At 69.3% G+C, this 19,743-nt stretch carries 17 protein-coding genes and 1 tRNA gene; 13 read left to right on the forward strand and 5 right to left on the reverse strand.

The window, feature by feature from the left end:
* Positions 1 to 6: 6 nt before the first annotated feature.
* The 8 genes from AB0N06_RS00795 (at position 7) to AB0N06_RS00830 (ending at position 9,305) form a co-directional block, all read left to right on the forward strand.
* Positions 7 to 1,167 (forward strand): acyl-CoA dehydrogenase family protein, encoded by a 1,161-nt coding sequence (locus tag AB0N06_RS00795; RefSeq protein WP_366132623.1) that lies wholly within the window; start codon positions 7 to 9, stop codon positions 1,165 to 1,167.
* 93 nt (positions 1,168 to 1,260) lie between these two features.
* The gene (locus tag AB0N06_RS00800) at positions 1,261 to 1,902 is read left to right on the forward strand and encodes a GNAT family protein (protein ID WP_366132624.1); all 642 of its coding nucleotides are present in this window, start codon (positions 1,261 to 1,263) and stop codon (positions 1,900 to 1,902) included.
* 182 nt (positions 1,903 to 2,084) lie between these two features.
* Positions 2,085 to 3,119: an ABC transporter substrate-binding protein gene (locus tag AB0N06_RS00805; protein WP_366132625.1), complete on the forward strand. Its 1,035-nt coding sequence runs from the start codon at positions 2,085 to 2,087 to the stop codon at positions 3,117 to 3,119.
* Positions 3,120 to 3,218: 99 nt separating this feature from the next.
* Positions 3,219 to 4,070, forward strand: a complete 852-nt coding sequence (locus tag AB0N06_RS00810) for a siderophore-interacting protein (RefSeq protein WP_366132626.1) — start codon at positions 3,219 to 3,221, stop codon at positions 4,068 to 4,070.
* A 172-nt stretch (positions 4,071 to 4,242) separates the two neighbouring features.
* Positions 4,243 to 5,691: an aspartate aminotransferase family protein gene (locus AB0N06_RS00815; RefSeq protein WP_366132627.1), complete on the forward strand. Its 1,449-nt coding sequence runs from the start codon at positions 4,243 to 4,245 to the stop codon at positions 5,689 to 5,691.
* On the forward strand, positions 5,675 to 6,952 hold the full coding sequence (locus AB0N06_RS00820; RefSeq protein ID WP_366132628.1) for a lysine N(6)-hydroxylase/L-ornithine N(5)-oxygenase family protein: 1,278 nt from the start codon (positions 5,675 to 5,677) through the stop codon (positions 6,950 to 6,952). The genes AB0N06_RS00815 and AB0N06_RS00820 overlap by 17 nt, the downstream gene beginning before the upstream one ends.
* Complete coding sequence (locus AB0N06_RS00825) at positions 6,949 to 7,536, forward strand: GNAT family N-acetyltransferase (protein ID WP_366132629.1); 588 nt, start codon at positions 6,949 to 6,951, stop codon at positions 7,534 to 7,536. Before AB0N06_RS00820 ends, AB0N06_RS00825 begins: the two co-directional genes overlap by 4 nt.
* On the forward strand, positions 7,533 to 9,305 hold the full coding sequence (locus tag AB0N06_RS00830) for an IucA/IucC family siderophore biosynthesis protein (protein ID WP_366132630.1): 1,773 nt from the start codon (positions 7,533 to 7,535) through the stop codon (positions 9,303 to 9,305). Before AB0N06_RS00825 ends, AB0N06_RS00830 begins: the two co-directional genes overlap by 4 nt.
* 81 nt (positions 9,306 to 9,386) lie before the next feature.
* On the opposite strand, the gene AB0N06_RS00835 is transcribed toward AB0N06_RS00830, so the two are convergent.
* A complete protein-coding gene (locus AB0N06_RS00835; RefSeq protein ID WP_366132631.1) occupies positions 9,387 to 11,024 on the reverse strand; it encodes a beta-N-acetylhexosaminidase in 1,638 nt (545 codons plus the stop codon).
* A gap of 301 nt (positions 11,025 to 11,325) precedes the next feature.
* Between AB0N06_RS00835 and AB0N06_RS00840 the strand changes: the two genes are divergently transcribed.
* Both AB0N06_RS00840 and glmS read left to right on the forward strand, forming a co-directional pair.
* On the forward strand, positions 11,326 to 11,601 hold the full coding sequence (locus AB0N06_RS00840; protein WP_358860728.1) for a hypothetical protein: 276 nt from the start codon (positions 11,326 to 11,328) through the stop codon (positions 11,599 to 11,601).
* 43 nt (positions 11,602 to 11,644) lie between these two features.
* Positions 11,645 to 13,474 carry a glutamine--fructose-6-phosphate transaminase (isomerizing) gene (glmS, locus tag AB0N06_RS00845; protein WP_366132632.1) on the forward strand — a complete coding sequence of 610 codons (1,830 nt, stop codon included), beginning with the start codon at positions 11,645 to 11,647 and terminating at the stop codon, positions 13,472 to 13,474.
* Between the two features lie 113 nt (positions 13,475 to 13,587).
* Here the strand turns inward: glmS and AB0N06_RS00850 are convergent, their stop codons facing one another.
* Both AB0N06_RS00850 and AB0N06_RS00855 read right to left on the reverse strand, forming a co-directional pair.
* Positions 13,588 to 14,160: an acetate uptake transporter gene (locus AB0N06_RS00850; RefSeq protein WP_358860729.1), complete on the reverse strand. Its 573-nt coding sequence runs from the start codon at positions 14,158 to 14,160 to the stop codon at positions 13,588 to 13,590.
* A 343-nt stretch (positions 14,161 to 14,503) separates the two neighbouring features.
* Complete coding sequence (locus AB0N06_RS00855; RefSeq protein ID WP_366132633.1) at positions 14,504 to 15,025, reverse strand: universal stress protein; 522 nt, start codon at positions 15,023 to 15,025, stop codon at positions 14,504 to 14,506.
* Positions 15,026 to 16,047: 1,022 nt separating this feature from the next.
* Here AB0N06_RS00855 and AB0N06_RS00860 point away from each other — a divergent pair.
* The 3 genes from AB0N06_RS00860 (at position 16,048) to AB0N06_RS00870 (ending at position 18,094) form a co-directional block, all read left to right on the forward strand.
* Positions 16,048 to 17,283 carry a helix-turn-helix domain-containing protein gene (locus AB0N06_RS00860; RefSeq protein ID WP_366132634.1) on the forward strand — a complete coding sequence of 412 codons (1,236 nt, stop codon included), beginning with the start codon at positions 16,048 to 16,050 and terminating at the stop codon, positions 17,281 to 17,283.
* A gap of 10 nt (positions 17,284 to 17,293) precedes the next feature.
* Complete coding sequence (gene orn / locus AB0N06_RS00865) at positions 17,294 to 17,896, forward strand: oligoribonuclease (RefSeq protein WP_358862475.1); 603 nt, start codon at positions 17,294 to 17,296, stop codon at positions 17,894 to 17,896.
* A gap of 125 nt (positions 17,897 to 18,021) precedes the next feature.
* Positions 18,022 to 18,094, forward strand: a tRNA-His gene (locus AB0N06_RS00870).
* A gap of 128 nt (positions 18,095 to 18,222) precedes the next feature.
* On the opposite strand, the gene AB0N06_RS00875 is transcribed toward AB0N06_RS00870, so the two are convergent.
* On the reverse strand, positions 18,223 to 18,549 hold the full coding sequence (locus tag AB0N06_RS00875; RefSeq protein ID WP_366132635.1) for a hypothetical protein: 327 nt from the start codon (positions 18,547 to 18,549) through the stop codon (positions 18,223 to 18,225).
* A 25-nt stretch (positions 18,550 to 18,574) separates the two neighbouring features.
* Positions 18,575 to 19,606, reverse strand: a complete 1,032-nt coding sequence (locus AB0N06_RS00880) for a LacI family DNA-binding transcriptional regulator (RefSeq protein WP_366132636.1) — start codon at positions 19,604 to 19,606, stop codon at positions 18,575 to 18,577.
* Positions 19,607 to 19,743 lie beyond the last annotated feature (137 nt).

A 19,743-nucleotide genomic window follows, 5' to 3' on the forward strand; every position in this document is an offset into this window, starting at 1 on the left:
CCCACCATGTCATTGGACCACCGGCTGACTGCCGAACACGAGGAACTGCGCCGCACCGTCGAGGAGTTCGCGCAGGACGTGGTCGCCCCGAAGATCGGCGACTTCTACGAGCGCCATGAGTTCCCGTACGAGATCGTGCGCGAGATGGGGCGGATGGGCCTGTTCGGGCTGCCGTTCCCGGAGGAGTACGGCGGCATGGGCGGCGATTATCTCGCCCTCGGGATCGCCCTGGAGGAGCTGGCCCGCGTCGACTCGTCCGTGGCGATCACCCTGGAGGCCGGGGTCTCGCTCGGTGCCATGCCGGTCTACCGGTTCGGCACGGAGGAGCAGAAGCAGCAGTGGCTGCCGAAGCTCTGCTCGGGCGAGGCGCTGGGTGCCTTCGGGCTGACCGAGCCGGACTGCGGGTCGGACGCGGGCGGCACCCGGACGACGGCCGTGCGCGACGGGGACGAGTGGGTGATAAACGGATCCAAGTGCTTCATCACCAACTCCGGCACGGACATCACCTCGCTGGTCACGGTCACGGCGGTGACCGGACGCAAGGAGAACGGCGCCCCGCTCATCTCGTCGATCATCGTGCCGTCCGGCACCCCCGGCTTCACCGTCGCCGCTCCGTACTCCAAGGTCGGCTGGAACGCGTCGGACACCCGTGAGCTGTCCTTCTCCGACGTCCGGGTCCCTGCGGCGAACCTGCTCGGCGAGGAGGGCCGCGGATACGCGCAGTTCCTGCGGATCCTCGACGAGGGACGGATCGCGATCTCGGCACTGGCCACGGGTCTGGCGCAGGGCTGTGTGGACGAGTCACTGAAGTACGCCAAGGAGCGGCACGCCTTCGGCCGGCCGATCGGCGACAACCAGGCCATCCAGTTCAAGATCGCGGACATGGAAATGCGGGCGCACATGGCCCGGATCGGCTGGCGGGACGCGGCATCCAGGCTGCTGGCGGGCGAACCGTTCAAGAAGGAGGCGGCGGTCGCCAAGCTGTACTCGTCGACGGTGGCGGTGGACAACGCCCGCGAGGCGACCCAGATCCACGGCGGCTACGGCTTCATGAACGAGTACCCGGTGGCGCGGATGTGGCGCGACTCCAAGATCCTGGAGATCGGCGAGGGAACGAGCGAGGTGCAGCGGATGCTGATCGCCCGGGAGCTGGGGCTGCCGGCCTGAGCCGGCGGAAGGCAGGGGGACGGGGATCCTTGCTCCCCGTCCCCCTGTGTAATTGATTCGACGGTGCACCATCCGTCGCGGCAGAGTCTGTTCATGGACCCCCAGAACTGGCCCCTGTACGGGCTCCGCATCCGCACGCCACGCCTGGAACTCCGCCTTCCGGACCTGGAGTTGCTCGACGACCTGGCAAGCGTCGCCGCCGACGGGGTGCACGCGCCGGACAGCATGCCGTTCACCGTGCCCTGGACCGACGGCACGCCCGCCGAACGCGGCCGGGCTGTGTACCAGCATGTGCTGTCCACCATCGCCAACTGGTCCGTACGGGACTGGGTCCTGAGCCTCGTCGTGCTGCACGAGGGCAAGGTCGTCGGGCGGCAGGACCTGGGGGCGCGCGACTTCGCGGTGACCGGTGAGGTGCACACCGGGTCATGGCTGGGGCTGGCGCACCAGGGTCAGGGCATCGGCACCGAGATGCGGGCCGCCGTGCTGCATCTGGCGTTCGCCGGGCTCGGCGCCCGGAGCGCGATCTCGTCCGCGATGACGGACAACCCGCGCTCGCTGGGCGTCTCGCGCCGGCTCGGCTATCTGCCGGACGGACTGGAGGTGGCCGTGCTGCGGGGCGCCCCCGTCACCCTGCAGCGGCTGCGGATCGACCGCGACCGCTGGGAGGAGCACCGCACCGCCGATGTGCGGATCGACGGACTCGACGCGTGCCGGAAGGACTTCGGCGGATGACGCTCCTGGTGCACACCTTCGTACGAGGGAAGAGCGGCAAGCCGCACGTCGGCGGCGGAGCGCTCGTCCGGTAGCCCGGCGGGCCGGACAGGCCGCCCGCTGGACAGTTAGTGAGGTTAGGCTAACCTACCTTCGAACTCGTCAGCGGGCGCCCACCGGCGCGTACGAAAGCAGACACACCCATGCCCAAGGTCCGGACCACCTCCCTCTCCCGTCGCGGCCTGCTGGCCGCCGGCGGCGCCGTCGGCCTCGGCGCCGCACTCGCAGCGTGCGGCGGCAACGACTCGAAGGACTCCGGCTCGGGTTCGGGTTCGAGTGCCGGGAAGTCCGGCCCGTGGACGTTCAAGGACGACCGCGGCCAGACCGTGAAGGCCGCAAAGGTCCCGAAGAACATCGTTGCCTTCACCGGTGTCGCCGCCGCCCTCCACGACTACGGCATCGAGGTCAAGGGCGTCTTCGGCCCGACGAAGACCAAGGACGGCAAGGCCGATGTGCAGGCCGGCGACCTCGACATCAGCAAGGTCGAGATCCTCGGCAACGTCTGGGGCGAGTTCAACGTCGAGAAGTACGCGGCGCTCGACCCGGAGCTGCTCGTGACCGCCATGTGGGAAAAGGACTCCCTCTGGTACGTGCCGGACCAGTCCAAGGACAAGATCCTGAAGCTGGCGCCGAGCGTCGCCCTGTGGGCCGCGCAGACCACCATCCCCAAGGCGATCCAGCGCCATGAGGATCTCGCCGCCTCCCTCGGCGCCGACGTCAGGGCCGCCGCGGTGACCGACGCCAAGGCCCGCTTCGAGAAGGCCGCGGCCCGGCTGCGCGCCGCCGCCAAGTCCAAGCCGAACATCAAGGTCATGATCGGCTCGGCCAGCCAGGACCTCTTCTACGTCTCGCTCGCCACGATGTCCGCGGACACCCTGTACTTCCAGGAGCTGGGTGTGAAGTTCGTCGAGCCGAAGGTCAACGCCGCGGGCTTCTTCGAGGAGCTGAGCTGGGAGAACGTCGACACGTACGACGCCGACATCATCATGATGGACAACCGCACCTCGGCCCTGCAGCCCGACGCCCTGACGTCCAAGCCGACCTGGACGCGGCTGCCCGCCGTCAAGGCGGGTCAGGTCATCCCGCGCACCACCGAGCCGATCTACTCCTACGACAAGTGCGCGCCGATCCTCGAGGACCTCGCGAAGGCCATCGAGGGCGCCAAGAAGGTCAGCTGACCGAGCGTCACGCACCCCCGTCTCCGGCCCGGCCAGGGTTGCCCCCGGCCGGGCCGGGCCGTTCTCCTCCGCTTCCCGGTTCCTGGAAGGAGCCCTCATATGACGACCGCAGCCGCACCTCCCGCCATCCCCTTCCGGCTCTTCGGCCTGACGGTCACCCGGACCAGGCGGCTGGGACCTTCCATGCTCCGGATCACCTTCGGCGGTCCGGGCCTCGACGGCTTCGCCGCCGGGGGCCGCGACCAGAGCCTGTCGTTGTTCCTGCCGCACCCCGGCCAGCCGGAACCAGTCGTTCCGGTCGGCGAGGACGGCAACTGGTTCGCCGCCTGGCGCGCCCTGCCCGAGGACATACGGGCCGTCATGCGCTCGTACACCGTCCGTGCGCAGCGCCGCGCCCCCGACGGATCGACAGAAATCGACATCGACTTCGCGCTGCACGAGGACGGCGGACCCGCCTGCCGCTGGGCCACCACCGCCACCCCCGGCGATCTCCTCAAGGCGCTCGGCCCGGCCGTCGAGGACAACACGGCCGTCCGCTTCCGGCCCCCGGAGGACACCGACTGGGTGCTGATCTGGGCCGACGAGACGGCGCTTCCCGCCGCATCGGCAGCCCTGGAGTGGCTGCCCGCCGGCATGCGGGCCCGCGTCTGGCTCGAGGTCCAGCACACCAAGGACCGCCAGGCGCTGGGCACCGCGGCCCGCGCCCGGATCAGCTGGCTCGTCCGGGACGAGGGCGCACCGTCCGCCGTGGACGCCGTACGCGCCGCCGAGCTGCCCGAGGGGACCCCGTACGTCTGGATCGCGGGCGAGTCGTCGAATGTACGGGCGCTGCGCCGCCATCTGGTCCAGGAGCGCGGGTTCGACCGCAGGCGGGTGACGTTCGTCGGCTACTGGCGTCGCGGGATGAGCGAGGAGCAGCTGCGCGCAGAAGCGGTCACCGAGGACGTGTAATCCGGACAACTTTGACCGACCGTCACATGGCAGGCGGCGTCCCGTGGGGGCGAGGGAACGACTCGACATGAAGTTAGGTTAGGCTAACCTAACTTCAACATCGGCCCCTCGCCCCCATTCCTCTGCCTTGAGGGCGCCGATGAAGTTTCCCCGCATCCGGGAGGACCCCTTCATGCGTTCGCACCTGCTCAATGACTCGACTGCGGAGCACTACCGTCGCTCCGTGACCGCGGGGATCGAACGGGTCGCAGCCAAACTCGCCGCCACCGACCGGCCGTTCACCGGGATCCCCGTCGGCGAGCTCTCCCCGGTCGTCGACGCGATCGACCTGGACCGGCCGTTGGGCGACGCGTCCGCCGCCCTCGACGAGCTCGACCGCGTCTATCTCCGGGACGCCGTCTACTTCCACCACCCCCGGTACCTGGGCCACCTCAACTGCCCGGTGGTCATCCCCGCCGTCCTCGGCGAAGCCGTCCTCTCGGCCGTCAACTCCTCCCTGGACACCTGGGACCAGAGCGCGGGCGGCACCCTGATCGAGCGCCGGCTGATCGACTGGACCGCGGCCCGGATCGGCCTCGGCCCGGCCGCCGACGGCATCTTCACCAGCGGCGGCACACAGTCCAACCTGCAGGCCCTGCTGCTCGCCCGCGAAGAGGCCAAGTCCCGCCCCGGGCAGTTCGACCGGTTGCAGATCTTCACCTCCGAGTGCAGCCACTTCAGCGTCCAGAAGTCGGCGAAACTCCTCGGTCTCGGACCGGACTCCGTCGTCTCCGTCCCCGTCGACCGGAAGAAGCGCATGCAGACCGTGGCCCTCGCCCACGCGCTGGAGCAGTGCGCCGCCGAGGGCGCCGTCCCGATGGCGGTCGTCGCCACCGCGGGCACCACGGACTTCGGATCGATCGACCCGCTGCCCGACGTCGCCGCGCTCTGCCGGCAGTTCTCCACCTGGATGCATGTCGACGCCGCGTACGGCTGCGGACTGCTCGCCTCCGGCGAGCGCCGCCACCTCCTCGACGGCATCGAGCACGCCGACTCCGTGACCGTGGACTACCACAAGTCCTTCTTCCAGCCGGTGAGTTCCTCGGCCGTCCTGGTACGCGACCGGGCCACGCTGCGCCACGCCACGTACCACGCGGAGTACCTCAACCCGCAGCGCATGGCCACCGAGCGCATCCCCAACCAGGTCGACAAGTCCCTGCAGACCACCCGCAGATTCGACGCCCTCAAACTGTGGATGACCCTGCGCGTCATGGGCGCGGACGGCATCGGCGAGCTCTTCGACGAGGTCTGCGGCCTGGCCGCCGAGGGATGGCAGCTGCTCACCGCGGACCCGCGTTTCGACGTCGTCGTCGAGCCGCAGCTCTCCACGCTGGTGTTCCGCTGCGTCCCGGACGCCGCCACCTCACCCGTCGAGATCGACCGCGCCAACCTCTACGCCCGCAAGGCGCTCTTCGCCTCCGGCGAGGCCGTCGTCGCCGGGACGAAGGTCGGTGGCCGCCAGTACCTGAAATTCACCCTGCTCAACCCCGAAACGACCGCACAGGACATCGCCGCAGTCCTCGACCTGATCGCCGGCCACGCCGAGCAGTACCTGGGAGACTCCCTTGACCGTGCTTCCTGACCTCCACGACTTCATCGGGATCGGCCTCGGCCCGTTCAACCTCGGCCTCGCCTGCCTGACCGAACCCATCGACGAACTCAGCGGTGTGTTCCTGGAGTCCAAGCCGGACTTCGAGTGGCACGCCGGTATGTTCCTCGAAGGCTCCCATCTCCAGACGCCGTTCATGTCGGACCTGGTGACGATGGCCGACCCCACCTCGCCGTACTCCTTCCTCAGCTACCTGAAGGAACGCGGACGGCTGTACTCCTTCTACATCCGGGAGAACTTCTACCCGCTGCGGACCGAGTACAACGACTACTGCCGGTGGGCCGCCGGCCGGCTGAGCAGCGTCCGCTTCAACGAGACCGTCGAATCGGTCAGGTACGACGAGAGCACCGCTCTCTACACCGCCCGCACCCTCGCCGGAAGCCTCTTCCGCGCCCGGCACCTGGTGCTGGGCACGGGAACTCCCCCGTACATCCCGGAGGTGTGCCGGGAACTGGGCGGCGACTTCCTGCACAACTCCCGCTATCTGGAGCGAAAGGCGGCCCTCCAGGCCAAGGAGTCCATCACCCTCGTCGGCAGCGGGCAGAGCGCGGCGGAGATCTACTACGACCTGCTCTCCGAGATCGACGCGCACGGCTACCGGCTGAACTGGGTGACACGCTCACCGCGGTTCTTCCCACTGGAGTACACCAAGCTGACGCTGGAGATGACCTCCCCGGAGTACGTCGACTACTTCCACACCCTGCCCGAACAGACCCGCTACCGGCTGGAGTCCGGCCAGAAGGGACTCTTCAAGGGCATCGACGGCAATCTGATCGACGCGATCTTCGACCTGCTCTACCGGAAGAACCTGCCCGGACCGGTCCCCACCCGCCTCCTCACCAACTCCGCCCTGCTCAGTGCGCGTTACGAGGAGAGCAGCAACACGTACACGCTCGGCCTGCACCAGGAGGAGCAGGACAAGGAGTACAGCCTCACCACCGAGGGGCTGATCCTCGCCACCGGCTACCGCTACACCCCGCCGGCCTTCCTGGAGCCGATCGCCGGCCGGCTGCGCCACGACAGCCGCGGCCGCTTCGACGTGGCCCGCAACTACTCCATCGATACCACCGGGCGCGGCGTCTTCCTGCAGAACGCGGGCACGCACACCCACTCGATCACCTCGCCCGACCTGGGCATGGGTGCCTACCGCAATGCGTACATCATCGGCGAGCTGCTCGGCCGTGAGTACTACCCGGTCGAGAAGTCCATCGCCTTCCAGGAGTTCGCCGTATGAACACCGGCCTCGGTACCTTCACCGTCCGCGCCCTCGACCCTTCCCCGACCTCTCGGCCCGGTTCGAGCGGGTCAGGCTCCATGTCCGACGCCGAACTGGTGCACAGCTGGGTCACCCACCCCAAGGCATCCTTCTGGCTGATGGGCGACGCCCGGCTGCAGGACGTCGAGCGTGAGTACAGGGCGATCGCCGCCCACCCGCACCGCGACGCGTTCATAGGACTGCACAACGGGGAGCCCGCCTTCCTGATGGAGCGGTACGACCCCGCCGAGGTCGAGCTCAAGGGGCTGTACGAGGCCGAACCCGGCGACATCGGGATGCACTTCCTCGTCGCCCCGACGGACACCCCGCTGCACGGCTTCACGCACGCGGTGATCACCACTGTGCTGGAGACGCTGTTCGCCGATCCTTCGGTGCGCCGGGTCGTCGTCGAACCGGACGTCCGCAACACAGCCGTGCACGCGCTCAACAAGGCCGTGGGCTTCGAGGTCCTCCGCGAGATCGCCAAGCCGGAGAAGACCGCCCTGCTCAGCGCCTGCATCCGAGAACAGTTCCACGCCGCGCGCGAAGGAGACGCCCGATGACCACCACCGCCGCCGTCGCGCACCTCACCCCCGAGCGCTGGGCCACCGCCAACCGGCAGCTCATCCGCAAAGCCCTCGCCGAGTTCAGCCACGAGCGGCTGCTGGCCCCCGAGCCGCTCGGCGCCGACCTCTACGCGGTACGCGGCGACGACACGGCGACCGAGTACCGCTTCGCCGCCCGGCGCTTCGCTCTCGACCACTGGCAGGTCGACGCCGCCTCCGTCACCCGCCACCGGCACGGCACCGAACTGCCCCTGGACGCGCTGGAATTCTTCGTCGAACTGCGCGAGACACTGGGGCTTTCGGCGGAGGTTCTGCCGGTCTACCTGGAGGAGATCTCCTCCACACTGGCCGGAACCGCGTACAAACTCACCAAGGAGCCGGTGACCTCCGCCGCGCTCGTCGCCGCCGGATTCCAGGCGATCGAGACGGGCATGACCGAGGGCCACCCCTGCTTCGTCGCCAACAACGGGCGCCTCGGCTTCGGCATCGACGAGTACCGTGCGTACGCCCCCGAGGCGGCGAGCGCGATCCGGCTGGTCTGGCTCGCCGCCCACCGCGACCGCGCCACGTTCACGGCGGGCGCCGGGCTCGACTACGACACGCTGATCAGCGGCGAACTGAGCGGGGAGACCCGGCAGCGGTTCGCCGGCACGCTGACCGGCCTCGGGCTCGACCCCGACGACTACCTGCTCATCCCCGTCCACCCCTGGCAGTGGTGGAACAAACTGGCCGTCACCTTCGCCGGAGAAATCGCCCAGCACCGTCTGGTCTGCCTCGGCGAGAGCGACGACAGCTACCTCGCCCAGCAGTCCATCCGCACCTTCTTCAACACCGGCAACCCGGAGAAGCACTACGTCAAGACGGCACTGTCCGTCCTGAACATGGGCTTCATGCGCGGGCTCTCCGCCGCGTACATGGAGGCGACGCCCGCGATCAACGACTGGCTGTCCGGGCTCATCGAGCGCGACGAGGTGCTGCGCGCGGCCCGGTTCTCGATCATCCGCGAGCGGGCGGCCATCGGCTACCGCCACCGGACGTACGAGGCGGCCACCACCAAGGGCTCCCCGTACCTGAAAATGCTCGCCGCGCTCTGGCGGGAGAGTCCGGTGCCCGGCCTGGCGCCGGGTGAACGGGTCGCGACCATGGCATCGCTCGTCCACACCGACCACGAGGGCAACTCCGTCGCGGGCGCACTGATCGGAGAGTCGGGACTGGCCCCCGCCGACTGGCTGCGCCGCTACCTGGACGCCTACCTGGTGCCGGTGCTGCACAGCTTCTACGCGTACGACCTCGTGTACATGCCGCACGGGGAGAACGTCATCCTGGTCGTCGAGAACGGCGTCGTCACCCGCACGGTCTTCAAGGACATCGCCGAGGAGATCGCCGTCATGGACCCGGACGCGGTGCTGCCGCCCGAGGTCGAGCGGATCCGCGCCGAGGTCCCGGACGACATGAAACTGCTGTCGGTCCTCACCGACGTCTTCGACTGCTTCCTCCGTTTCCTGGGCGCCGGACTCGCCACCGAGGGGATCCTCGACGAGGAGACGTTCTGGCGGACGGTCGCCGCCTGTGTGTCCGGCTACCAGGAGTCGGTGCCGCAGCTCGCGGACAAGTTCAAGCAGTACGACATGTTCACGGAGGAATTCGCACTGTCCTGCCTGAACCGGCTCCAGCTGCGCGACAACAAGCAGATGGTCGACCTGACGGACCCGTCGGGAGCGCTGCAGCTCGTCGGCACACTCAGGAACCCGATCGCGGGCTTCTAGTGCCGCGGTCGCCAGGCGGGCCCAGAAGATCAGGCCCACCCGGCGACCGGGGACAGAGCGTCCGCAGGACGCCCGGTCACCTCACTGCTCAGGCCACGGCACCTGCGCCGACCTGTAGTAGTCGATCCCCAGCGCCGAGAACCTCGGCCCCTGCGCCGCGAGGCGCACCTTGTACGCGTCCCAGTCATGCGTGGACGCCGGCGACCAGCCCAGCTCCGCAACGCCCGGCAGCCGCGGGAACGCCATCTGCTCGACCTCGTCGCTGTTCGTCACCGTCTCCGACCAGATCGGCGCCTCGACCCCGAGGATCGAGTCCTCCGGGACTCCTTCGAGGTACGTCGCCGGGTTCCAGTCGTACGAACGCTGCACCTCGACATAGCCGGCCCAGGCCAGGCCCAGCTTGGTTTCCTTGTTGTATTTCATGTCGAGGTACGTGCGATCCGCAGGGGACAGCACGAGCTGCGTGCCGTTCTTCGCCGCGTCCGCCACCTGCTTGCGCTCGGCGGCGCCCGTCCGGTCGTACCCCCAGTACTGGGCGACCGCGCCCGCGACGGGCGTGGCCCCGGTCAGCTGATGCCAGCCGACCACGGTCTTGCCGTAGGTGCCGACGATGGCCTGCGCCCTGTTCATGAAGGTCACATAGTCGTCGTGGCTGGTGGAGTGCGCCTCGTCGCCGCCGATGTGGAGGTACGTGCCCGGCGTCAGCGCGGCCAGCTCACGGACCACGTCGTCCACGAACGTGTACGTGATCGCCTTCGGCACGCACAGCGAGCTGAAACCGACGCTCGTGCCGGTGTAGAGCGGCGGTGCGACCCCGTTGCAGTTCAGCTCGGCGTACGAGGCGAGTGCCGCATTCGTGTGACCCGGCAGGTCGATCTCCGGGACGACCTCCAGGTAGCGGGAGGAGGCGTACCGGACGATCTCCTTGTAGTCACTCTTGGTGTAGTAGCCGCCGGCTCCCCCGCCGACCTCGGTCTGCCCGCCGTACGTGGCCAGCCGCGGCCAGGAGTCGATGGCGATGCGCCAGCCCTGGTCGTCGGAGAGGTGCAGATGGAGCTTGTTCATCTTGTAGAGGGCGAGCTGGTCGATGTAGCGCTTGACCTCGGTGACGGAGAAGAAGTGCCGGGAGACATCGAGCATCGCGCTGCGGTACGCGTAGCGCGGCGCGTCCGTGACCGTGCCGCCCGCGATCTGCCACGGCCCCTCCTGGCGGCTGTTCTTCTCCACGTCCGCCGGGAGCAGCTGCCGGAGCGTCTGGACGCCGTGGAAGAGGCCCGCCGGGCCGCGCGCGGTGATGGTGACGGATCCGTGGCTCGATTTCAGCGTGTAGCCCTCCGCGCCCAGCTCGCTGTCGTCGGAGCCGAGCCGGAGCCGGATGCCGTCACCGCCGCCGCGGTCGGTGACCGGCAGGGCGTACCCCGTGGAGGGGCGCAGCACGCCCGCCAGGTAGGTGCCGATCCTCCGGGCCTCGCCGGAGTCGTCGTCGACGCGGATCTTCGTTCCCGCGGTGATGGTGTACGGGGACCCGCCCGCCTTCACCTCGGCGGGGGCGGGCACGATCTGCCCGAGCGGGCGGGGCGCGGCGGCGGGGGCCTGGCCGCTGGGCGCCGCGGCTTCTCCCGGAGCCGCGCCGACACTGGAGATTCCGGCCGCAGTGACGAGCAGCAGCGAGCCGAGCAGACGGGGAAGTGCGGTGCGCTGTTTCCTGTGCAGTCTCACAAGCCGGTCCCTTTCGACGGGTTCACACCTGTGGATCTCCTGAGCAACGAACCATCACCATGCGTATCGTGCGCCTCACGCGTGGTCAAGGTGTAGACCACTTCCCCGTTCTGCGGCCGCCGGAATCACCCGGCATGCGAGGCGCCGGGTGAGGTCGCCGTCCGCACCGAAGCGCCTCCGGGTGACTCCCGGGCGGTCCTGGCCCCGACCCGGGCGTGAAGGAGAGCGTGATCACACTCACTCCTGCCCGATATCGGGCAGAATTGTTGCGTTGAGGCTCCATTCACCGCAATATCAACGAGTGCCTGAACGCCGCTCGTCGCACGACGACCTCATCGATCACCTGGTGCGCTCCACCACGCTCCAGCGCGGCGAAGCCGCCCGGGTGATCCTCGATGTGCTGGCGTACTTCGACGAGACGACCGACGACTTCGTCCGCCGCCGCCACCGCGAACTGCAGTCCGGCGGCCTGGTGAACACGGAGATCTTCGAACGCATCTCGGCCGAGCTGCCGCACCGGGCGGTCGCGCCGCCGGAGCTCTCGCTCCGCCAGCTGCGCCGCATCGTCTACGGCTGAGCACCAGGCACCACAACGACATCGATGGAGGGGCAGAGACTCTATGTGCGGAATCGTCGGATATATCGGAAAGCGTGATGTGGCACCGCTGCTGCTGGAGGGGCTGCAGCGGCTGGAGTACCGGGGGTACGACTCCGCGGGCATCGTCATCACCGGCAAGGCAGCGGCCGGAAAGCCCGCCACGCTGAAGATGGTCAAGGCGAAGGGCCGAGTCCGCGAGCTGGAGGCCCGCGTCCCCAAGCGTTTCACCGGCACCACCGGCATCGCCCACACCCGCTGGGCCACCCACGGCGCCCCGAGCGACGAGAACGCCCACCCGCACCTGGACGCCGAGAACAAGGTCGCCGTCGTCCACAACGGCATCATCGACAACGCCTCCGAGCTCCGTGCGAAGCTCGTCGCCGACGGCATCGTCTTCCTCTCCGAGACCGACACCGAGGTGCTGGTCCACCTGATCGCCCGTGCGCAGGCGGACACCCTGGAGGAGAAGGTCCGCGAGGCGCTTCGCTCGGTCGAGGGCACGTACGGCATCGCCGTCATGCACGCCGACTTCAACGACCGCATCGTCGTCGCGCGCAACGGCTCCCCGGTCGTCCTCGGCATCGGCGAGAAGGAGATGTTCGTCGCCTCCGACGTCGCCGCGCTGGTCGCCCACACCCGTCAGGTCGTCACCCTCGACGACGGCGAGATGGCCACCCTCAAGGCCGACGACTTCCGTACGTACACGACGGAGGGCTCGTCCACGACGGCCACGCCGACCACCGTGGAGTGGGAGGCCGAGTCGTACGACATGGGCGGCCACGACACGTACATGCACAAGGAGATCTCCGAGCAGGCCGACGCCGTCGACCGGGTGCTGCGCGGCCGCATCGACGACCGGTTCTCCACCGTGCACCTGGGCGGTCTCAACCTGGACGCCCGTGAGGCGCGCGGGGTCCGCCGGATCAAGATCCTGGGCTGCGGCACCTCGTACCACGCGGGCCAGATCGGCGCCCAGCTCATCGAGGAGCTGGCCCGCATCCCCGCGGACGCCGAGCCCGCCTCCGAGTTCCGCTACCGCAACCCGGTGGTCGACCCCGACACCCTGTACGTCGCGGTCTCCCAGTCCGGTGAGACGTACGACGTGCTGGCCGCCGTCCAGGAGCTCAAGCGCAAGGGCGCACGGGTCCTCGGTGTGGTCAACGTGGTCGGCTCGGCGATCGCCCGGGAGGCCGACGGCGGTACGTACGTCCACGCCGGCCCCGAGGTCTGCGTCGTCTCCACCAAGTGCTTCACCAACACGGTGGTCGCGTTCGCGCTGCTCGCCCTGCACCTGGGCCGCATCCGCGACCTGTCGGTCGCCGACGGCAAGCGGATCATCGAGGGGCTGCGCAAGCTGCCCGCGCAAATCACCGAGATCCTCGAGAGCGAGGACGAGATCAAGAAGCTGGCCGCGGAGTACGCGGACGCCAAGTCGATGATGTTCATCGGCCGGGTGCGCGGCTACCCCGTCGCCCGTGAGGCCTCACTGAAGCTCAAGGAGGTCTCGTACATCCACGCCGAGGCCTACCCGGCGTCCGAGCTGAAGCACGGCCCGCTGGCCCTGATCGAGCCCGCGATGCCGACGGTCGCGATCGTGCCGGACGACGACCTGCTGGAGAAGAACCGCGCCGCGATGGAGGAGATCAAGGCCCGCAGCGGCCGGATCCTCGCGGTCGCGCACCAGGTCCAGGAGAAGGCCGACCACACCATCGTGGTGCCGAAGAACGAGAACGAGCTGGACCCGATCCTGATGGGCATCCCGCTCCAGCTCTTCGCGTACCACACGGCGCTGGCCATGGGCCGCGACATCGACAAGCCGCGGAACCTCGCGAAGTCCGTCACCGTCGAGTAGCCCCCCGCCCCCCGTACGGCAGGAGAGCGGCCCCGCACCACGTCACGAAAGGTGCGGGGCCGCTCTCTCCCGTTGGCCGGTGCCGCCCCAGGTCGCACCGGCCGGTGACTGCCTCAGCCGGCGGCCGTCACGCCCCGGCCGGCAGCACGCCCCGGCAGCGCCGTCGGCCACTTGGCCAGCGCCGCCGTCGCTCCGTACCAGGCGGCGAGACCGGCCACCGCGGCCAGCCAGCCGCCGACCTTGCCGAGCCCGTCACTGCCGGCGAACTGCCCGACGCCCAGGAGCAGAAGCCCCAGGAAGAGCAGTGCGTACGTCCCCTGCGCGAGCAGACCGCCGCCGGCCGCCCCGAGGGTGAGACTCAGCGCGAACAGCGCCCAGAGCAGCAGGAACAGCCCCGCCGCATGACCGGAGACATGGGCATCGGCACCGGTGCCCCAGGTGAACCAGAAGGCGCCGAGCCCGACGAAGGACGTGCCGGTGAAGGCGCTGCCGCCGCGGAACTCCAGCAGTCCGGCGACGAACAGGGCGATACCGCCGACATACAGTGCGAGCGAGACGGCGTCGGCCGCCGTCACCCCGTCGATGACCCGGGTGTGACCGATACCGAACGCCAACAGGGTGAGTCCCAGGGCGAGATGGCCGAGGGTGGAGGTGCTGCTGCTTCCCGCAGAGACGTCATTGTCCACGGCGGGCTCCCTTCAAAGGCAGTGGTGCTGTTTCCCAGTGACCCTTATGTACCCTTCACAAGCGCACAATTCACCTTTACGTGTGAGTAGATTGCCTGTTTTCAAGGGCGAGTTGACGCCACGTCGGCCATCCGGCCAGGACGCCCCGCGCCAGGAGGAAAGAGCCCGAGGACTGTCCCGTAACCCCTGGTGGGCACACGACGACAGCTACGGCACCTCGCCGCGTGTCGGAACCTCCGAACACGCCCAGCATGCGGACGCTCCTCCGCCTTGCGATGCACCGCATCCGACGCCGTTCGCTGATCCAGCAGGGATGACGGGACAGCCCTGAGACCGACCGGTCTCAGGGAATGACCACGACCGGGCGCTGTGCGCGCCGCGCCAGCCGCCCCGCCACCGAGCCGAAGATCCGGCCGACGATGCCGTGCGTGGAGCCGACGACGATCGCGTCGGCCGAGTACTCCCGGCCGACCTCCTCCAGCTCGTGACAAATGTCGCCGCCCCGCTCGACGAGCACCCACGGCACCTCGCAGAGGTAGTCCGCACAGGCGAGCTCCAGACCGAGGACCTCGGTGCGGTGATCGGGCACATCGACGAAGACGGGCGGCTCGCAGCCCGCCCAGACCGTGGTCGGAAGCCGATTGGCGACATGGACGATGATCAGGCCGGAACCTGACCTTCGGGCCATCCCGATGGCATAGGCGAGGGCTCGCTCACTGGACGTGGAGCCGTCGAAGCCGACCACGACCCCATGCCGGAAGGCGGGATCGCAGGAGTGGCGTGGTTCTTCGACCGCCAAGGGGTCCGACGATGGGTCGGCTACCTGCTTGCGGTCCGCGGGTTCGGGGATTTCGTGACCGGCCATCGGTGTCTCGGCGAAGAGAGTCCTCGTGAGGAGAGCGGCTTGGGGAAGGTGTATCAGCGGGCAGTTTTGTGGTGTCCGGGAATCATCTTCCCAACCCCTTACCCCCAAGGGTACGGCGCCACTCTTCCACTGCCCAGACTCCCGCAAAGCGCGTGCGACGTTCCAGGGAGCATGCCCGAGGCAGCCGCAGATGGCAATGCCGGTTGCGTGGTACACCGAGGCCGCCCCACCGGGGCCTGCGCCGGGCGACCAACTGCGGCGGACACCCGGCGGCAACCGAGTCGCACCACAGAGTCACCACCCGCAGGGTGCCCACCGCACCGCATCACCGCGCCGCCCCGGGGCGCGGTGATGCGCCCGCACCCGCCCCGACCGACCGACCGTGCCCGTCACCACCGCCGTCCGGTCCGCGACCGGCGTGGTCCGCCGGGCGGGGTTCAGCCGCCTGCCCGAACCGGCCGTCCTCGTGGCGTACCGCACATCCGCCGGCGATGCCGACGCTCTCGCTCCCGGCCTCGTGGGGCGGCACCGCCGCCTGCCGCATCCTGCTCCGCCGGTCCGAACGCGCGGCCGCCCACCGGACCGAGGGGCGCACAGGAGTAGCCGCACGGAGGGGGTCGCGCGCCGGTCGAACGACTGAATCCGGCACACGCAACCGTATGTTTTCAGCCAACTTCTCACCCCTGTCGATTCCTTGGCGAATTGGCCGATCAACCCCCTTGCCACCAGGCAAGAAGAGACCACGCGGTACGCTTCCACCCGATAGGGACGGGCCACGAACGGGAGGCGCACTTCCCTGCGCGGCCCGGGGGTGGAACGCTTCGTGATCGAATGCTTCCCGCCAAGTGGCCATGTCGATATAGCGCCGGTTGGTCAACTTGTCACGACGGCACCACGAAACGCAGTAGATTCGATCTTGGGTGCCGAAGACTGGGGACTCGTGCAAGACCGAGGGGAAATGTGCAGGAGCGACAGGCCCGTAAGGACCAGGAAGACGCGAACATCGAGGGGGGCTTAGCGTCATGAGCCAGGACTCCGCCGCCGCAACGGAGGCTGTACGAAAGCTCGGCGGACGACGACGTCGCGAAGTCGTCGCCGTCCTGCTGTTCAGCGGCGGCCCCATCTTCGAGAGCTCCATCCCGCTCTCCGTGTTCGGGATCGACCGCCAGGACGCGGGAGTTCCGCGCTACCGACTTCTCGTCTGCGGCGGGGAGGAGGGGCCGCTGCGCACCACCGGTGGGCTCGAACTCACCGCGCCCTACGGGCTGGAGGCGATCAGCAGGGCAGGCACCGTCGTGGTGCCCGCCTGGCGTTCGATCACCTCGCCGCCGCCCCCCGAGGCGCTGGACGCGCTGCGCCGTGCCCATGAGGAAGGGGCCCGCATCGTCGGGCTGTGCACCGGCGCGTTCGTGCTCGCCGCCGCGGGGCTGCTGGACGGCCGCCCCGCGACCACGCACTGGATGTACGCCCCGACGCTGGCCAAGCGCTACCCGTCGGTCCACGTCGATCCGCGCGAGCTGTTCGTCGACGACGGCGATGTGCTCACCTCCGCCGGGACAGCGGCAGGAATCGATCTCTGTCTGCACATAGTCCGCACGGACCACGGAACCGAGGCCGCCGGGGCATTGGCCCGGCGGCTCGTCGTGCCCCCGCGGCGCAGTGGCGGTCAGGAGCGCTACCTCGACAGGTCTTTACCCGAGGAAATCGGCTCCGACCCGCTCGCCGAGGTCGTGGCCTGGGCGCTGGAGCACCTCCACGAGCAGTTCGACGTGGAGACGCTCGCCGCGCGCGCCTACATGAGCAGGCGGACCTTCGACCGGAGGTTCCGTTCGCTGACCGGCAGCGCACCGCTCCAGTGGCTGATCACCCAGCGCGTGCTGCAGGCGCAGCGGCTGCTGGAGACGTCCGACTACTCGGTCGACGAGGTCGCGGGCCGCTGCGGCTTCCGCTCGCCGGTCGCGTTGCGCGGGCACTTCCGGCGCCAGCTGGGCTCCTCCCCCGCCGCGTACCGGGCCGCGTACCGGGCCCGCCGTCCGCAGGGCGGACCCATGGAGCCGGTGGCGACGGCGATCGAGACGGTCGTGCCCGCACAGGGCACGTCCGCGAGCCGGAGGGCCGGCCTGTCGGCGACCCCGTCGGGCTCTCCGGCCGCAGCCGCCACGGCGGCCGGGACGGAGCAGCCGGAGCACGGGAAGCCGAGCTCCGACGCATACGCCACCGGGCGCCCGACCCTGCCGGGGCAGCGCAGCGCCCCGTAGGGTGGGACGTATGAACGATCGCATGGTGTGGATCGACTGCGAGATGACCGGGCTCTCGTTGACGGAAGACGCACTCATCGAGGTGGCCGCGCTGGTCACCGACTCGGAGTTGAACGTGCTCGGCGAAGGGGTGGACATCGTGATCCGCCCGCCGGACAGGGCCCTGGAGACGATGCCCGAGGTGGTGCGGCAGATGCACACCGCCTCGGGCCTCCTCGACGAGCTGGCCGACGGCACCACGCTCGTCGACGCCGAGGCCCAGGTGCTGGCCTATGTGCGCGAGCACGTGAAGGAGCCGGGCAAGGCACCGCTCTGCGGGAACTCGGTCAGTACCGACCGGGGATTCCTGGCCCGGGACATGGCGGCCCTGGAGACCTACCTGCACTACCGGATCGTCGATGTGTCCTCGGTCAAGGAGCTGGCCCGCCGCTGGTACCCGAGGGCGTACTTCAACAGTCCGGAGAAGAACGGCAACCACCGGGCGCTCGCGGACATCCGTGACTCCATCACGGAGCTGCGGTACTACCGGGAGGCGATCTTCGTACCGCAGCCCGGGCCGGACTCGGAGCAGGCCAAGGCCATCGCGACACGCCTGACGGCGCCGCCGTCGTAGGACCTCGGGAAGCCGCTGGTCACGGGCGTTTCAAGGTCTGGGATCAGCGGCTGAACAACGGGGGCGCGAGCACCCCCTCGGACCCTGTACACTTTTTCTCGGCCGGTCAGAAAAGACCGGACACGGTGGGTATAGCTCAGATGGTAGAGCACCTGGTTGTGGTCCAGGATGTCGCGGGTTCGAGTCCCGTTACTCACCCTGAATGAAGAAGGCCTGACCTGTGAAAACAGGTCAGGCCTTCTTCGTGTCCCGGTACTTGGGAACATCGCGGGAACACGGCGGCAGGTCCTGCGCCGTATCGTCCCCACGCGGCGAGCATCGCGGAGTCACGGCTCCGTCACACCGACGCCGCCGGACGCGAGCGGCACCGTCTGTGAAGCCGCGACCACAGCGCACCCCACCGCCGTCAGCACCAGATGGCCTTCGATGAGCCGGTGCCGGTCGAGCACGTCCCCCAGCGGAACAAGTGCGACCAGCCCGACCGGACAGCTGCTCCGGCCGACAGCGACAAGCCACCCCAGGCCGCCCGGCGCGAGCCCCCTCACCGGGGGGCCCAGGGCGTGTTTCGAAAGTGGCGTCGTCCGCCCGTAGGGCGTGCCGGGCGCCGCGACGGGGCAAACCTTGCCGGTCGCGGCACTAGTGACGGTCGTCACTCCGGCATCCGTCCGGCAGCGGGCGTCACGACGAGTCGCGGACGATCAGCTCGGTGGGAAGCACGATCTGCGGGCGTTCCAGTTCCTCGCCCGCGATCTCCTGGAGCAGCAGCCGGGTCATCTCCCGGCCCATCTCCTCGATCGGCTGACGCACGCTGGTGAGCGCGGGGTCCATGTGGCGGGCCACGGCCGAGTCGTCAAAGCCGACGAGCGCCACATCGTCCGGGATACGCCGGCCCGCCTCTCGGAGCACCTGACGGGCGCCCGCGGCCATCACGTCGGAGGCGGCGAAGACCGCGTCGACATCGGGCCGACGGGCCAGCAGGTCGCGCATGGCGCGGGCGCCGCCCTCCTCGGTGAAGTCGGCGGGGGCGACCAGCCGCTCGTCCAGGTCGAGACCGGCCGAGGCGACGGCCTCGCGGTAACCATCGAGGCGCCGCTGCGCACCGTACACATCAAGGTGTCCGGTGATCGTGGCGATGGACCGGCGGCCCCGGGAGATCAGATGGTCGACGGCGCTGCGGGCACCCTCGAAGTTGTCCGAGTCGACCGCGGCGAGCGGTTCCGAGGCGGATCTGCGGCCGCTCATCACGGCCGGCATCCCGAGCTGCTCCAGCAGATCGGGCAGCGGATCGTCGGCGTGCACGGAGACCAGCAGCACACCGTCGACGCGGTGCGCGGTCAGATACTGGGCCAGCCGCCGGCGCTCACGGTCGCTGCCCGCCAGGGTGAGCAGCAGCTGCATGTCGGTGTCGGCGAGGGCCGCGCCGACACCCCGCACGATGTCGGAGAAGTACGGCTCGGCGAAGAAGCGGCTCTCCGACTCGGGCACGACGAGGGCGATGGCGTCCATGCGGTTCCCGGCCAGGGCGCGGGCCGCGCGATTGGGCACGTAACCCAGCTCGGCGACCGCAGCCTCCACTGCCTCACGGGTGTGCGCGCTGACCCGCGGTGAACCATTGATGACCCGCGAGGCGGTGCCGCGCCCCACGCCCGCTCGTGCCGCGACTTCTTCGAGCGTGGGCCGCCCACCGCTCCGTACTCGCGCTACCGTCATGGCCGCCTCCCGTTTCGCGGTCAATTTCTCACAGTCGGATAACCGAACCAAGTCCCGATGTGGGATCCCTCGACACTCCACCGGGCCGGCCGCCCGCACCGCAGCATCCTTTGGGAGCGCTCCCACTCTATGCGCGC

Source organism: Streptomyces sp. NPDC051020, from assembly GCF_040683105.1.
Lineage (GTDB): Bacteria > Actinomycetota > Actinomycetes > Streptomycetales > Streptomycetaceae > Streptomyces.